Consider the following 14779-nt stretch of genomic DNA (forward strand, 5'->3'; position numbering starts at 1 on the left):
TTTTGTGACAATGTCATTCGCTCCTGTTTCATGAACGGTATTATCTCAGAGTGACATTTTCTTGGAACAGTTATGGGTGACTTTATCACTGAACAACGACAGGAGACTTTTCAACTCTTGCGCGAAAGCTCAAGTTGTGTTAAATTCTACCAATGTAAATGGAAGATCTTTGTACGCTAGGAGGTGCACAAAGTATGAAAAAGGACATCCATCCCAATTACGTTGAATGCCAGGTGACCTGCGCCTGCGGCAACCATTTCGTGACCCGCGCCACGGTCCCGGAGATCAAGGTCGGTGTGTGTTCGGCCTGTCATCCCTTCTTCACGGGCAAGAAGAGCCGCGTCGTTTCCGAAGCCGGCCGCCTCGAGAAGTTCAACAGAAAGTACGCCGGCATGAACTACGGCCAGAGAGAAGAGAGTTCGGACTAAAAAGACGGGGCCTGCGCCCCGTTTTTTTTTCAACTGCGTTTTGCGCCCCGCCGGGGCGTTGCCGCATAAATATGCCGGGCGTTCGAGCATCCGTTTCGTGCCCGGCGTTCAAAGGAGGTTTTGAACGATGGAGATCAAAATTATCAACAAGACGCCCGATTTCCTGCGCACGATCTGGACGGCCGGACGCACCTGCCACAGCACCATGGCGCCGCAGGAGCTTTTCGAACTCGACGAGAGCGAGGGCAAAATGCTCAAGCTGGTGAACTTTCTGCTGAAAGCCCGCCATCTCAGCACGCTGGAGCACTGCTCCGTGACCTACGCCGTGGCGGGCGTGTCGCGCACGCTGCTGGCGCAGTACAGCCGCCACCGCATCGGCGTTTCCCTGTCGGTGCAGAGTCAGCGTTACGTCTCCGAAGGCACGGAGAAGCGCGGGCAGACGTTCGAGTTCGTCACGCCGCCCACGATCGCCGCCGATCCGGCGAGACTGTCCGTTTACCAGGCCGCCATGGCCGCCGCTCAGAAGGGCTACGACGAACTGGTCGCCGCCGGCGCGCCCATGGAAGACGCGCGCTTCGCGCTGCCCGGCGGCATCTGCACGAACTTCGTCACCACGCTGAACCTGCGTTCGCTGCTCGACATCTACGAAAAGCGCGTGCTCGTCTCCGGCGCGCAGTGGGAAGTGCGCGAGATGGTGCGCCGCATGGCCGAACTGCTGGTGGAGAAGGAACCGTGGCTGGCCGGCGTTTTCGAAGGAGTCTCGCCAAAGTGACCTTTTCTGCGGCGAAAAAATTTTCCGCGGCGCTGACCGCCTCGCTGGCGGCCCTTGCCGCGGAAACGGAGGACGGACGTCCCGCTCCCATGCCCGTGGGCGGGCAAGCCGTCATCGAAGGCGTGCTCATGAAGGGCTACACTCGCTGGGGATTGGCGGTGCGTCGCGCCGACGGCGAGATCGTCACCGAGCACTGGCCCGCCAAAAACTGGAGCAAGACCGGCTGGGGCAAGATCCTCGTCGTCCGCGGTTTTCTCAACATGATCGAGATGCTGCGCGAAGGCTTCAGGGCCTTGTCCAAGTCCGCCAGCCTCTCCCTCGGCGAGGACGACGAGATGACGCCCCGCGACGTGTTTCTGACGGGACTCGTAGCGGCGATTATGGTGATTGGGCTCTTCATCGTGCTGCCGGTTTACGCCGCCGACTGGATCCGCCGCGCCGCCGGATTGTCGGCCTGGAGCGGCCACCTGATCGAAGGCTGCGTGCGCGGAGGAGTGTTCGTCGCCTATCTGGGCATGATCGGCCTGTGGAAGGACATGGCCCGCGTGCTCGCTTACCACGGCGCCGAACACAAGACTATCAACGCCTACGAGTCCTGCCGCCCCATGACGGTGGAGTCCGTGAGCCGCTGCTCGCGCCTGCACCCCCGCTGCGGCACGTCGTTTCTGCTCATCGTCGTGATCGTCAGCATCGTCGTCTTTTCCCTGGCGGGCCCCGGCGGCATCGTCTGGCGCGTCGGCTCGCGCGTCTGCCTGATCCCCGTGGTCGTCGGCGTGTCCTACGAGTTCATCCGCGCCATGTCGCGGCTGGGGCGCGCCGGGCGCTGCGTCATGGCGCCGGCCATGTCGCTCCAGTATCTGACCACGAGAGAGCCGGGGGCCGATCAGGTGGAAGTGGGCATCCGCTCCCTCGAAGAAGCTCTCGATCTGAAATTCGATTCTGACCGCACGGAGGCCGTCTGAATGAACCTGGAACCGAAACTGCGCGAACTGGAAGCGCTTTACGTCGAACTTGAAAGGAAGATGGCCGATCCCGCCGTCGTCTCTGATCTCAAGGAGATGCAGAACCTCGGCAAGAAGCACGCCGAACTGGAAGAAGTCGTCGGCGATTATCGCCGCTACCGTCGGGTCCGGGATGAGATCGCCGAGGCCAGAGAACTGGCCGGCGGCGGCGACCGCGAGCTGGCCGAGCTGGCCAAGATGGAGCTGGAAGAAAAGGAGCCTCTGCTCGCCGAGATCGAGGAGCAGCTGCGCGTCGCCCTGCTGCCCAAGGATCCCAACGACGAGAAAGACGTCATCATGGAGATCCGCGCCGGCACCGGCGGCGACGAAGCCAGCCTGTTCGCCGCCGACCTGTTCCGCATGTACTCGCGCTATGCCGAGCGCGAGGGCTGGAAGCTCGAGATCGTCGACGAGAACGAGACCGAAGTCGGCGGCTACAAGGAGATCGTGCTGCAGATCCACGGCCACGGCGTGTACAGCCAGCTCAAGTACGAGAGCGGCGTGCACCGCGTGCAGCGCGTCCCCGCCACCGAAGCGGGCGGACGCATCCACACCTCGGCGGCGACCGTCGTCGTCATGCCCGTCGCCGACGACATCGACATCGAGATCCGTCCCGAAGACCTGAAGATCGACACCTACCGCTCCAGCGGCGCCGGCGGCCAGCACGTCAACATGACCGACTCGGCCGTGCGCATCACGCATCTGCCCACCGGGCTGGTCGTCACCTGCCAGGACGAGCGCTCGCAGATCAAAAACCGCGCCAAGGCTCTACAGGTGCTCAAGACCCGCCTCTACGACGCCGAAGTGGAGAAGCAGCGCAGCGCCGAATCGGCCGAGCGCAAGGGCATGATCGGCTCCGGCGACCGTTCCGAGCGCATCCGCACCTACAACTATCCGCAGAACCGCGTCACCGATCACCGCATCGGCCTGACGCTTTACAAGCTCGAATACATGATGGACGGCGACCTCTACGAGATGATCAAGGCCCTCGTCATGGCCGAGCAGGCCGCCAAGCTCGAAGCGCTCGATGGCGTATAAGCCCGGCACGCTGGGCGAACTGCGCGCGCTTTTGGCCGCCGAGCTGAAGGAACTCGATTCGCCGCTTCTCGAAGCCGACCTGATCCTCGCTCATTATGCCGGCAAAGGGCGCGCCTGGGTCCACGCTCATCTGTCCGACGCCGCGCCCGCCGCCGTGGCGGAAGCGGCGCTGTCGGCCTGCGACCGGCGCAAGGCGCGCGAGCCGCTGCAATACATTTTGGGCTGCTGCGATTTCGACGGCCTTTCGCTGCTCGTCGAGGCGGGCTGCCTCGTGCCGCGCCCCGAAACGGAGCTGCTGGTGGAATGCGCGGCGGCAAATTTCGACGGCGGCGCGTTCCTCGACTGGGGCACAGGCACCGGCTGCGTGGCGCTGGCGCTGCTGAACCGCTTTCCGAACGCGCGGGCGCTGATGGTGGAAAAGAATCCCGCCAGCCTGAACTGCGCGCGACGCAATCTGGAAAAGTTCGGCTTCTCTCCTCGCGCCCGCCTGATCGCCAGCGAGGCGCCCGAAGACATTCCCGGTTGCGAAGTCTCGCTCGTGGTGTCCAATCCCCCCTACGTCCCTTCCGGCGAAATCGAGCGTTTGATGCCCGAAGTCTCGCGTTACGAGCCGCGGCTGGCCCTTGACGGCGGTCCCGACGGCCTGGAGCCGTACCGCTGGCTTTTTGAGCTCTGCGGGCGCGTGCTGCGCCCGGGCGGCTTCTTCTGCGTCGAGTACGGCGGCGGCGCGCAGACGGCAGCGCTGCGCGCGCTCGCGCCGAAAGCTTTTCGTGAAACGGTTCTCTTGCGCGATATTGCCGGTTGTGATAGAGTGATCGGGTGGCGTTTTGCCGATGTTTTGCCGCAATGAAACGTTTCTTGACTTTGATATAATCTCGAATATGTTTCTTGTTTACACCCGCTGACGTCAGCGGAAAATCTCCGTGCAGAGAGGAAGATTTTAGATGGAAGAAAGAGATGTTGTCATCATTGGCGGAGGCCCTGCCGGAATGGCTGCGGCCGTTTACTGCCGGCGTGCCGGACTGAAAACGGTCGTGCTGGAGCGGGGCAACTGGGGCGGCGCGATCAACCGCACCGAGGAGATCGAGAACTATCCCGCCATCAAGCACAGCAGCGGCCCCGAGATCGGCAAGATGTTCGTCGAGCACGCCAAGGCTTTCAACGCCGAGATGATCGACTGCACCGTCAACAGCATCAAGGAAGACGGCAAGTTCAAGGTCGTTAGCACCAGCAAGGGCGATTACAAGGCCAAGGTCGTCATCGTGGCGACCGGCGCCGAGTTCCGCAAGCTGGGCTGCCCCGGCGAAGCCGAATACACTGGCAAGGGCGTGAGCTACTGCGCGACCTGCGACGCCGCCTTCACCGAAGGCGTCGACGTGGCCGTGGTCGGTGGCGGCAACACCGCCGTCGAAGAGGGCTGCTACCTGACTCAGTTCGCCAATAAAGTCTACATCATCCATCGCCGCGACCAGTTCCGCGCCGACGAGATGGCCGTCGAGCGCATGCTCAAGAATCCCAAAGTCCAGCCCGTCTACAGCTCGGTCGTCGAGTCGATCGAGGGCGACGGCGACTTCGTGCAGAAGGTCGTGCTCAAGAACGTCAAGACCGGCGAGATCAGCGACCTGCCCGTCGAGTTCGTGTTCATGTTCGTCGGCACCGAGCCCAACAACGAGCTCGTCAAGGATCTCGTCAAGTGCACCGAAAAGGGCGGCTGGGTCGTGGCCAACAGCAACATGGAAACCAGCGTCCCCGGCATCCTCGTCGCCGGCGACGTGCGCGACACGCCCCTGCGCCAGGTCATCACCGCCGCCGCCGACGGCGCCGAAGCCGGCATGTCCGCCTACAAGTACATCGCCGAGAACTTTTAGTTTTTCATCGGGCAGACGAAGAGAATCCCGCGAACCGTTTTCCGTCGGTTCGCGGATTTTTTTTCGCCGTGCGAAAAGCGGGGGGGCTTTCATTGGGCCGCCCTTATACTATTTAATTGAGAAGTAGTATGAGTCACGACTTGTTCCGCTTCGAAGCGCGGCGTCTTCGATGAAGTCGTTTCATTGAGAAAGAGAGTGACAAAGTAAAACTTTCCCCTGACCTGTATTGACATTCGGCTGACTTCCTGCTATTCTCTCATGCGTAATAGATGCGTTAGCACTCCTTTTAATTGAGTGCTAATAACATGGAAGGAGGTGCGAGGCCGTGCTTACAGAACGGCAGCTCGAGATAGTTTTCGCCGTGGTGTACGAGTACATCAAGACCGGCGAACCGGTGGGATCGCGCACGATTTCGCGCAAGTTCCTCAAGAGCCACAGCGCGGCGACGATCCGCAACGAAATGTCCGATCTCGAGGAGATGGGCTATTTCACTCAGCCCCACTCGTCGGCGGGACGCCTTCCCACTTCCATGGCCTACCGGGTCTACGTCAATTCGATCCTGCACCGGCCCTCGTCGCCCCCGCCGGAAATCAGCCGTTGGGTGCATCAGGTCGCGGATCAGCTGCAGAGTCTGGACGAGCGTCTGGCCGAAGCGGCCCGCTTTTTGGGACGCTTCACGCGCTGTTTCAGCGTCGCCGCCGTTTCCGCGCTCGAGGGGCTGAAGCTGCGCAAGGCCGATTTCATCCGGCTGGCGCCGGAGATCCTGCTGATCCTGCTGGTGGTGGAAAACGGCGCGGTGCATCACGGCCGCGTGCGCGTTTCCCCCGACGTGACGCAGGAGCAGCTGGAGCAGTTGGCCGCGGTGATCGATCACGCCGCGGGCGGAGTGCCGTGGAACAGCGCGCGCGGCGAGCTGCTCGAGTATCTTTCGAGAGCGATGGCCGAACGCTGGCAGGACGTCGAAGATATCTTTATCGCCATCGACGAGATGATGAGCGGCGACGGCCTGACCCTTTCCACCGGCGGCATGCGCGAAGTTTTCATCTCCGACGGCGGAGAGGCGTCCGACGAGCGGCGCGGCCGCATCCAGGCCATCTCTTCGCTGATGGACACGCGCGAGGATCTGGAAGACTTCATTTCCGATTACGCCGCTTCCGAGGGGCTGAAAGTGACCATCGGCGACGAGAACGAGCGCCCTGCCATGCAGAACTGTTCGGTCATGATGTCCACCGCCACCGGCGGCGGGCGCAGGGCCGTGGTGGGGTTGGTGGGACCGCTGCGCATGAATTACGAGAACTCGATCGCGGTGCTGGAGGCCGTCCTGAACGGACTGAACCGTCCCGTGACCGAGAAGGAGGAGCCATGATATGGAAGACGATTTGAAAAAAACGACGGCGGAGAACCCCGCAGCGGAAGAGCGCCCCGAGAACCAGAGCGCGCCCGAGGCGGAAACGCCCGCGGACGAGACGCAGCGGAAAATCGACGAGCTGACGGCGCAGTATCAACAGATGCGCGAACTCGCCGCCCGCGCGCAGGCCGACGGCATCAACTACCGCAACTGGGCCGAACGCGAGATGAAGCGGCTCAAGGCCTACGGCAGCGAGCGCGCCATTCTCGCCATGCTGCCCGTGTTCGACAACCTCGAACGCGCCCTCGATTCGGCCGAGGCCGATCCCGCCTCGATCAAAGAAGGCGTGCGCATGGTCCGGCAGCAGTTCGCCGACGCGCTCAAAGATCTTGGCGTGACGGAGCTGGATCCCGCGGGCAAACCGTTTTCCCCCGCGGAGCACGACGCCATGGGCATGGTCCCCGTAAGCGACAGATCTCAGGACGGGCTCGTCCACACGGTCGTGCGCAAGGGCTTTCAGATGGCCGAGAAGGTCATCCGTCCGGCGCTGGTCATGGTCGGCCGTTACGCCGAAAACGAGCCGGAAGGGAACGGGGAACCGCAGTAACAGGGTAATAAGCGGGAAAGACCGCAGCGATATATAAAAACGGAACAAAATTTTTCATGAGGTGATTCATTATGAGCAAAGTCGTAGGTATCGATCTTGGCACCACCAACAGCTGCATCGCCGTGATGGAAGGCGAGAACGTCACGATCATCCCCAACAGCGAAGGCGCGCGCATCACGCCCTCCGTCGTGGCGTTCACCAAGGAAGGCGAGCGCCTCGTCGGGCAGCTTGCCAAACGTCAGGCGATCGTCAACGCCGACAACACCATTATGTCCATCAAGCGCCACATGGGCAGCGATTACACCGTCACCATCGAGGGCAAGAAGTACACGCCCCAGGAGATCAGCGCCATGATCCTGCAGAAGATGAAGCACGACGCCGAGGATTACCTCGGCACCGAAGTGAAGAAGGCCGTCATCACCGTGCCCGCGTACTTCACCGACGCCCAGCGCCAGGCCACCAAGGACGCCGGCGCCATCGCCGGGCTGGACGTGCTGCGCATCATCAACGAACCCACGGCCGCGGCGCTGGCTTACGGCGAGAACAAGAGCGGCGACCACAAGATCCTCGTCTTCGATCTCGGCGGCGGCACCTTCGACGTCTCGCTGCTCGACGTCGGCGACGGCGTGTTCGAAGTGCTCGCCACGCGCGGCGACAACCATCTGGGCGGCGACGACTGGGACATGAAGATCGTGCAGTGGATGGTCGCCGAGTTCAAGAAAGATCAGGGCATCGACCTGTCCGCCGACAAAATGGCCATGCAGCGCTTGCGCGAGGCCGCCGAAAAAGCCAAGATCGAACTGTCGTCGATGATGGAGACCACGATCTCGCTGCCGTTCATCACCGCCGACGCCACCGGCCCCAAGCACCTGGAGATGAAACTCAGCCGCGCCAAATTCGAGGACCTCGCCGCCGACCTTCTTCAGCGCGTCGTCGCTCCCGTCAAGAACGCCCTTTCCGACTCCGGCCTGAACGCCTCGCAGATCGACAAGATCCTGCTCGTCGGCGGCTCGTCCCGTATGCCCGCCGTGCAGGCCAAGGTCAAAGAGCTGCTCGGCAAGGAACCCACCAAGGGCATCAACCCCGACGAATGCGTCGCTTCCGGCGCGGCCATCCAGGGCGCGATCATGAGCGGCGACACCGACAAGAACATCGTCCTCGTCGACGTCGCGCCCCTGTCGCTGGGCATCGAGACCCTCGGCGGCGTGTGCACCCGCATCATCGAGCGCAACACGGCCATCCCCGTGTCCAAGAGCCAGGTCTTCTCGACCGCAGCCGACAATCAGCCCTCCGTCGAGATCAAAGTCCTTCAGGGCGAGCGTTCCATGGCCGCCGACAACGTGCTGCTCGGCACCTTCTCGCTCGACGGCATCGCCCCCGCGCCCCGCGGCATCCCGCAGATCGAAGTGACCTTCAACATCGACGTCAACGGCATCCTCAACGTCTCCGCAAAGGACAAGGGCACCGGCAAGGAGCAGAAGATCACCATCCAGTCTTCCAGCCTCACCAAGGACCAGATCGAGAAGATGAAAGCCGAAGCCGAGGCGCACGAAGCCGAAGACACCAAGAAGAAAGAGCTGATCGAAGCCAAGAACATGGCCGATTCGATCATCTACCAGTCCGAAAAGACCCTCAAGGACCTCGGCGACAAAGTCACGCCCGAGGAGAAGGGGGCCGTCAACGCCAAGATCGACGAGCTGAAAAAGGCCAAGGACGGCACCGATCCCGAAGCCATCAAGAAAGCCGTCGAGGCGCTGAACACCGCCATGCAGCCCATCGGCGTACGCCTCTATCAGCAGAACGCCCAGCAGAATCCCGGCGGCGCGGATAAAAACGAAGCCGGCGGCAACAACGACACCAAGAAAGACGGCGACACGGTCGACGCTGAATTCAGCGAATAATCGGGCGTAGGCAATGGCTGGAACGCATCGGGACTACTACGAAGTTCTTGGCGTCGCCCACGACGCGACGGCGGACGAGATCAAGCGCGCCTTTCGCCTGAAAGTCCGCGACTGCCACCCCGACACTCATCCTGACGATCCCGAAGCGGAACAGAAATACAAGGAGATCAACGAGGCTTTTTCCGTCCTCGGCAATCAGGAAAAACGACAGCGTTACGACCGCTTCGGCACCGCCGACGACGCCGGCAATCCCTTTGCCGGCGCCGGCCCCGAGGACATCTTCGGCGACCTTTTCGGCAGCATGTTCGGCGGCTTCGGCGGTCCCCGTTCGCGCCCCAACGCCCCTGCCCGCGGCAGCGACCTGCAGATGGTCCTTTCCATCACCCTCGAAGAGGCGGCGACCGGCGTGGCGAAGAAAGTCGCCATTCCCCGCTGGGAACCTTGCGACCATTGTCACGGCAGCGGCTCCGAGCCGGGGCATGAACCGCGGGAATGTCCCACCTGTCACGGCGCCGGCGAGGTCCGTACCCGCGTGCGCACCCTCTTCGGCGACACGCTCAGCGTCAGCACCTGCCCCACCTGCGGCGGCCGCGGCACCGTGGTGGAAAAAGCCTGCACCGAGTGCGGCGGCGAAGGCCGCATCCACCGCCGCCGCGAGCAGGAGATCAAGATCCAGCCCGGCGTCGACACCGGCACGCGCCTGCGCGTTCCCGGCGCCGGCGAACTGGGCGCCAACGGCGGCCCTCCCGGCGACCTGTACATCGTCATGCAGGTCAAGGACCATCCGCTGTTCCAGCGCGACGGCAACGACCTGCACCGCACCGTCTCCATCCCCTTCCCGCTCGCCGTCATGGGCGGCCCGTCGACCGTCGGCACCCTGATCGACGGCGACGTTCCCTTCGACATCCCCGAGGGGACCGCCCCCGGCCAGACCATCCGCGTCAAAGGCAAGGGCATGCCCCGCCTGCGCGGCTCCAGCCGCGGCGACCTGTACCTGCACGTCACCGTCGACGTCCCCAAAGGCAGCGTTCTCTCCGAGCGCGCCGCCGAGCTGGTAAAACAGCTCGCCGAGGAAATGGACGTCGCTACCGGCGAAAAGGAAGGCCTGTTCGACAAACTCTTCGGCAACAAGAAAACCGCCGCCAAAAAGAAAAGCGCGAAAAAGAAATAGCGACAGACAGAGGGTAATTACGGAAAAAGCCACGCTGAAACGGTCAAAAACGTTTCAGCGTGGCTTTTTGATATGGTCGGATTCATCGATCCGCGGGGATTAGGCCCCATGTCGGAGAAACCGTCGATTCGCGAAGCCGACAGCCTCTTGATTTACTGCGGCCGGTCGTAATTTTTCGTCTCGCGCGGGCGGTCGTAGTTTTGGGAAGGGGGCGCGGCCGGGCCGCTACGGTCAGACTGGTTTTCGGAACTCCATTTTTCAAGTTCGCCGGGAAGGGCCGCCTCGTCCATTTTGTCCTGAGCCATGGAGTCGTATATTCTCTGGCTGATGTCGCTTTCAGTATGGAAGAGGAGATTGTTTTTCACCGCTTTCATCCCGTCCTTTTTGTCGCCGAAGTAATATGAGACGACGCCGTAGAACAGGTTGTCCTGCCATTCCGTGGGATAGGAGTTCTCCTTAAGCGCTTTCAGCAGGGGCCGGATCTTCTCGCGGGTCGGGCGTTCCTCGAGCAGAATCTGGTATTTTACCACCTGCACCTTGAAGGGATCGGAGCGCAGCACATGGCGCCACGCCTTGTCGAACTCGCCAAAGCAGCGGCGCGCCAGGTCTTTGTCGCCCCGTTTGTAAGCCGCCTCGCCGTAATAGAACCAGAAGGGCGGATAGGCGAAGAAAATGTCCTCCAGCGCCGCGAACTTTTCTACGGCGTCGCTCTCCTTGTATTGATTTATCGTGTCGTCAAGCAGCTCGAGATCCCTTTGGGTGATGCGGTATTTGTCGGGCAGGCGGTATTGGCGCAGAATGGACCAGCTGGCGTTCAGCAGGCTTTTCTGCAGCGTGTTGAACTCTCTGATCTGTTGGTCATTAAGCTGCCACAGACTCTCATCAAGCCCCTCTCTCAGTTTGGCCTTGCTGTCCTGATAGCCGAAGTAGGCCGAGATGCCCTGCGACACGGCGCTGAGCGCAAAGCTCAACAGATTGCCGCCGTAAGGGCGGAAGCCCATGATGGCGCTGCGCAGGGCTTTTTTCTGCTGGCGGTCGTATTTTTCCTGGAAGCGCTTTTTCTGCTCGTCGCGCAGCCCATATTCGGTAATTGTGTCCAGCAGGTCGTTGTACAGGGCCTTGATCTCATAGTCGTCGGCGACTTCGCCCAAGGCATTGTTGTTAATGATGTTTTTGTACTCCTGATCGAGGACGATACGGTCCTTGGTCGTGACGACCTTCCTGACCGACACCACCGCCATGTTCAGGAACAGCAGCGAGTTGATCGGGTCGTATGCTTCCTCCGTTGCCGCGTCGCTCCGGCAAGGTACGGATCCCATTGCCAGCGCTGCCAGCAGCGCTGCGGCCGTCACCTTGAACCAACGTAAACTTTTCATCATGCAACCTCCTTATAGGTTTGGGTTTCACTTTGGGGAAGGAGATAGATTCCCCGGCTGTTCAGTATTTCGCCGTATTGATCCTGAAGAATCTGCGGCAGATATTCCTCGATCAGTCTGAGCAGTTCGTGCGATTTGTCGCTGTCGTCTCCTCCAGCTTTTGCTGCCGCGTTGAAGCGCTTGATCAGCTCCTGGCTCAGCTTCTTCTTCTTGGCGCGGCCGAAGGCAAGACGGTGCATGCCCTTTTCTAGGATCTCATCTTTCAGCGTCTTTATGCGCGGCAGGGCGATCGCGTCCGCGCCAGCAGAGTCGAAGTCGTAAAGAATATGAATATCATAAATCAGCGTCGCCAACGCATTGGCCGCTGCGCCATGGGCAACCTGATCGTTGACTTTCCGGGGGATTCCCAAATGTTTTTCGACAGCGTCGATCAATTGTCTGTTCCACATACCCTGAAGCTTGCCCAGCGTGGCGTAGAGATGTTTGTCCTGAGTGTCCTGATATCTTTCAAACAGCGCCTGCCTGGCGTCTCTTGCCTTCTTGTCCTGATCTGTCCAGAGGGCTTCATCATTGATCTTGTTATTTTTGTAGATCCTTGTATCGCTCTGCATGACGGGGGGAAGCATCTTTATGTAGGAGGTGTAGCTCTTGGGATTCCCCAATGTCCTGGAGAACTTGTCGTAGGTCGTCTGGTCGATATAACGGCACTTCTCGATGGTTTCCTTTAAGTCCTGCATATTCAGAGGAGCCGAGCCGCTTTTGCAGTCTTTCAGGCAGTTGTTCACCTGATTCTGAACAGCCGGATGATCCTTGGGCACATTGTTGAATCCCCAGTGAAACAGCAGGCGGTGGTTGTATTTACCCCAGCTGAACCAGGGACATTCTTCCTGTATCTTCTGATATTCCGTGAGAGCTCCTTTTCCGTTTTTGTAAACGTCGATCATATCCTGGGCGGTTTTCCACAGTGCGTTTAATCTCTTTTTCCCTTCCGGCGTTGTCCTTTGCATGTCGATCCCCAGACATTCGTTCCATTTTGCGGCGTGTTCAGGCCCCAGATGGGCGCGGACAGGGGGGAGGGGAAGTATGGCTGTCAGAACCGACCAGAGGACGAGCGCTTTTATGGCTGTTTTCCCGGCTCTGCTCATTTTCCGGCTTCCTTTCGGGTTCCCGGCGCTTGAGCGGGAGCGGAACGTTCCTGCTCAAGCGCTTCCATGAGCTGGTCTGCGAAGATTTTCAGAATTTCTTTCTGGGCAGCCTTCTCCCACTGGGGCAGGCCGGCGCCGTGAAGGACCATCATGCCGGAAGGGGCGGTTTCGATCCATGGCTCCTTTTGTTCCGTTCCGCTCAGACGGCGCAGCCATCGTCCCATGCGGGGGGATTCGACGGCGTTGGCCGTCGGACAGTAATATTGGCCGATGGGATTCCCGCCGCGGCCGAACACTTTGACGGTCCAGAGGCCGGCATGTTCCCGACCGAGAAAGGCAAAGCGCAGGGTGTCAGTCGGACTGCCGCCGAGGCGCTTCTTCAGCTCCGATACTTGGACGTCTTCGCTGAGGGGCGGCGCTGCCTTTGAAGGGGTGGTTCCGGCGCCGCACAGACTGCCGATTTTTTGAAGGATTTCGCCGCGCCGTGGATTGTCGATCATGGGCAGGGTCCCCGGCACAAACTGGCCGGAGAGCAGCGTCTCAACTTCGCGGCGCAGGGCGGGGAAGTCCGCTTCGGCCATTTTGGGGAACGACTTCCAGTCGGTTTCGACGCTGACGGTCCCCTGCGGCGCTGTCAGGTCTCCGGAAAGAAGACATTCCTCGAAGTCAAGCTTTTGGGCGTCCTGCCCAGGGACTTTGACCACGCAGAGCGCTTCGGCGCGGAAATTTCCCTCGGCGGCTGATTCTACGATCCTCCGGGCTTCCTGAGATCTTTGCCGGTCTGTTTGGTCGCTCTCGCGCCATCCCGCCCGTTCGCGCTCTGTAAAGGGATGGGCGGCCGGCGGATTTTTCTGAGGCCTTTCAGGTGCATACCAGTCGAGAGCGTTCTTTTCCCCGGCCTGGGCGTTCTCCGGCGGCCGAGGAGTCGGCGGAACCGCGGCCGCCGCGCAGAGGCTCTGGGCGAGGCACAGCGCCGCCGCGGCGAGTCTGAAAAAATTTTTCATTGGATGCTTCCCTCCAGCGAGTTGACCAGTTCTGAAATGAACTGGTCCGTCACGTTTTCCCGGTTTTCCCGGCTCCACCCCGGCAGATTCCGTCCGTGCAGGACGATCTGTCCGTTGTCTGCCGGTTCGATCCAAGGCTCGATTTTCAGGCTGCCTTTGAGGCGCAGAATCCAGTAGGAAAGCGCGTCGTCCGACAGGATGAAGCTGCCCTCCGGCAGGTAGCACCGGTCGTAAACGACGTCGCCCTTTTGGTCAACGAAGCGGATCTTCAGGCAGCCGCCGTCTTTCTCCCAAACGAAGGCAAAGTATTCCTTGCCGCCGGGCTTTTCAAGGACGGTCCGCACTTCCTGCCTGAGGCGGTCTTCGTCGGTCTCGGAGAGAAGAGGCCCTGCGGATTGGGCGCTTTCGGCAAGCTGCCGTTGAAAACGGTCGAGGGCTTCCGTCCAGCCGTCCCTGTAAATCATGGGCAGCATGCCCGGCACATATTCGCCACGCAGCAGATCGGCGAAGAGTTTTTTCAGCGTCTCTGTGCTGACGGCGATTTTATCGCTGCTCCACAGCCGGACTTTGAAAGGTCCGTCGGGGATCTTCGGACGGTCGGCGCCGAAGAGGGGAGCCAGCAGCTTCCAGCTTTTGGAGTCGGAGATCTCTGCGGCGGCGAAAAGCGAGGGCCGTCTGTCCTCTCCTTCCAGCCCGCGCGCTGTGACCTGTCTGGCGGTGCGGTCGAGAAGCCGGGCCTGCTCGGTCCGCCGCTTTTCTTCCTGAAGGCGCTGCTGTTCCTGCTGTTTTTGAAGGGCGATTCTTTCTGCCTCTTTCTGCTGGCGCCAGCTGTATCCCCAGTAGAGCCCGGCGCCCAGGAGGGCGATCGCTGCGGCGGCAAGCGCCCTTTTCAGCTTTGTGCCGGACGGCCTGGGGCTGTTTTTTTCCTGCGCGTCTGCCTGCGTGTTTTCTTTTTCCTGCGCCGTGAGGGGAAGATCGGCTGCGCCGTGGCCGTCCCGCCGCTCGGCCTTCTCCTGCGCGTCTGCCTGCGTGGTTTCTTTTTCCTGCGCCGTGAGGGGAAGATCGGCTGCGCCGTGATCGTCCCGCCGCTCGTTTCTTAAATCAGAGTCTTTCATGGGCG

14 protein-coding genes are annotated in these 14779 nt (G+C 61.1%); 10 read left to right on the plus strand and 4 right to left on the minus strand.

Translation table 11 applies throughout. From position 1 onward, the window contains the following. Nucleotides 1–194: 194 nt before the first annotated feature. From rpmE to dnaJ, 10 genes are all read left to right on the plus strand, one after another. Complete coding sequence (rpmE, locus tag D7D26_RS05005; RefSeq protein ID WP_078016878.1) at nt 195–428, plus strand: 50S ribosomal protein L31; 234 nt, start codon at nt 195–197, stop codon at nt 426–428. A gap of 127 nt (nt 429–555) precedes the next feature. After that, entirely contained in the window at nt 556–1200 is a 645-nt protein-coding gene (thyX, locus tag D7D26_RS05010; protein ID WP_120372285.1) for an FAD-dependent thymidylate synthase, read from the plus strand. Further along, entirely contained in the window at nt 1197–2162 is a 966-nt protein-coding gene (locus D7D26_RS05015; RefSeq protein ID WP_120372286.1) for a DUF1385 domain-containing protein, read from the plus strand. Before thyX ends, D7D26_RS05015 begins: the two co-directional genes overlap by 4 nt. Next, entirely contained in the window at nt 2163–3239 is a 1077-nt protein-coding gene (gene prfA, locus D7D26_RS05020; protein WP_120372287.1) for a peptide chain release factor 1, read from the plus strand. After that, nucleotides 3229–4089 carry a peptide chain release factor N(5)-glutamine methyltransferase gene (gene prmC, locus D7D26_RS05025; protein ID WP_120372288.1) on the plus strand — a complete coding sequence of 287 codons (861 nt, stop codon included), beginning with the start codon at nt 3229–3231 and terminating at the stop codon, nt 4087–4089. The genes prfA and prmC overlap by 11 nt, the downstream gene beginning before the upstream one ends. A gap of 94 nt (nt 4090–4183) precedes the next feature. Beyond that, entirely contained in the window at nt 4184–5107 is a 924-nt protein-coding gene (locus D7D26_RS05030; protein ID WP_078016883.1) for an NAD(P)/FAD-dependent oxidoreductase, read from the plus strand. Between the two features lie 325 nt (nt 5108–5432). Then, complete coding sequence (hrcA, locus tag D7D26_RS05035; protein ID WP_120372289.1) at nt 5433–6473, plus strand: heat-inducible transcriptional repressor HrcA; 1041 nt, start codon at nt 5433–5435, stop codon at nt 6471–6473. A 1-nt stretch (nt 6474) separates the two neighbouring features. Then, nucleotides 6475–7062 (plus strand): nucleotide exchange factor GrpE, encoded by a 588-nt coding sequence (locus D7D26_RS05040; protein WP_120372290.1) that lies wholly within the window; start codon nt 6475–6477, stop codon nt 7060–7062. A gap of 71 nt (nt 7063–7133) precedes the next feature. Next, on the plus strand, nt 7134–8963 hold the full coding sequence (gene dnaK / locus D7D26_RS05045; protein ID WP_120372291.1) for a molecular chaperone DnaK: 1830 nt from the start codon (nt 7134–7136) through the stop codon (nt 8961–8963). 13 nt (nt 8964–8976) lie between these two features. Next, entirely contained in the window at nt 8977–10134 is a 1158-nt protein-coding gene (dnaJ, locus tag D7D26_RS05050) for a molecular chaperone DnaJ (RefSeq protein WP_078016892.1), read from the plus strand. A gap of 152 nt (nt 10135–10286) precedes the next feature. Here the strand turns inward: dnaJ and D7D26_RS05055 are convergent, their stop codons facing one another. The 4 genes from D7D26_RS05055 to D7D26_RS05070 are packed head-to-tail and all read right to left on the minus strand — an operon-like array spanning nt 10287 to nt 14774. Next, on the minus strand, nt 10287–11510 hold the full coding sequence (locus D7D26_RS05055) for a hypothetical protein (protein ID WP_120372292.1): 1224 nt from the start codon (nt 11508–11510) through the stop codon (nt 10287–10289). Then, nucleotides 11510–12655: a hypothetical protein gene (locus D7D26_RS05060; protein WP_120372293.1), complete on the minus strand. Its 1146-nt coding sequence runs from the start codon at nt 12653–12655 to the stop codon at nt 11510–11512. Before D7D26_RS05060 ends, D7D26_RS05055 begins: the two co-directional genes overlap by 1 nt. Continuing rightward, the gene (locus tag D7D26_RS05065) at nt 12652–13659 is read right to left on the minus strand and encodes a hypothetical protein (RefSeq protein ID WP_120372294.1); all 1008 of its coding nucleotides are present in this window, start codon (nt 13657–13659) and stop codon (nt 12652–12654) included. The genes D7D26_RS05060 and D7D26_RS05065 overlap by 4 nt, the downstream gene beginning before the upstream one ends. Further along, entirely contained in the window at nt 13656–14774 is a 1119-nt protein-coding gene (locus D7D26_RS05070) for a hypothetical protein (protein WP_120372295.1), read from the minus strand. Before D7D26_RS05070 ends, D7D26_RS05065 begins: the two co-directional genes overlap by 4 nt. Between the last annotated feature and the right edge of the window lie 5 nt (nt 14775–14779).

It is taken from the genome of Pyramidobacter sp. CG50-2 (genome assembly GCF_003612005.1).
Taxonomy (GTDB): Bacteria; Synergistota; Synergistia; order Synergistales; family Dethiosulfovibrionaceae; genus Pyramidobacter.

Bases quoted from the DNA above. Each gene is read 5' to 3' on its own strand.
- rpmE (WP_078016878.1), top strand. From the start codon at position 195: ATGAAAAAGGACATCCATCCCAATTACGTTGAATGCCAGGTGACCTGC.
- thyX (WP_120372285.1), top strand. From the start codon at position 556: ATGGAGATCAAAATTATCAACAAGACGCCCGATTTCCTGCGCACGATC.
- prfA (WP_120372287.1), top strand. From the start codon at position 2,163: ATGAACCTGGAACCGAAACTGCGCGAACTGGAAGCGCTTTACGTCGAA.
- prmC (WP_120372288.1), top strand. From the start codon at position 3,229: ATGGCGTATAAGCCCGGCACGCTGGGCGAACTGCGCGCGCTTTTGGCC.
- D7D26_RS05030 (WP_078016883.1), top strand. From the start codon at position 4,184: ATGGAAGAAAGAGATGTTGTCATCATTGGCGGAGGCCCTGCCGGAATG.
- D7D26_RS05040 (WP_120372290.1), top strand. From the start codon at position 6,475: ATGGAAGACGATTTGAAAAAAACGACGGCGGAGAACCCCGCAGCGGAA.
- dnaK (WP_120372291.1), top strand. From the start codon at position 7,134: ATGAGCAAAGTCGTAGGTATCGATCTTGGCACCACCAACAGCTGCATC.
- dnaJ (WP_078016892.1), top strand. From the start codon at position 8,977: ATGGCTGGAACGCATCGGGACTACTACGAAGTTCTTGGCGTCGCCCAC.
- D7D26_RS05055 (WP_120372292.1), bottom strand. From the start codon at position 11,510: ATGAAAAGTTTACGTTGGTTCAAGGTGACGGCCGCAGCGCTGCTGGCA.
- D7D26_RS05060 (WP_120372293.1), bottom strand. From the start codon at position 12,655: ATGAGCAGAGCCGGGAAAACAGCCATAAAAGCGCTCGTCCTCTGGTCG.
- D7D26_RS05065 (WP_120372294.1), bottom strand. From the start codon at position 13,659: ATGAAAAATTTTTTCAGACTCGCCGCGGCGGCGCTGTGCCTCGCCCAG.
- D7D26_RS05070 (WP_120372295.1), bottom strand. From the start codon at position 14,774: ATGAAAGACTCTGATTTAAGAAACGAGCGGCGGGACGATCACGGCGCA.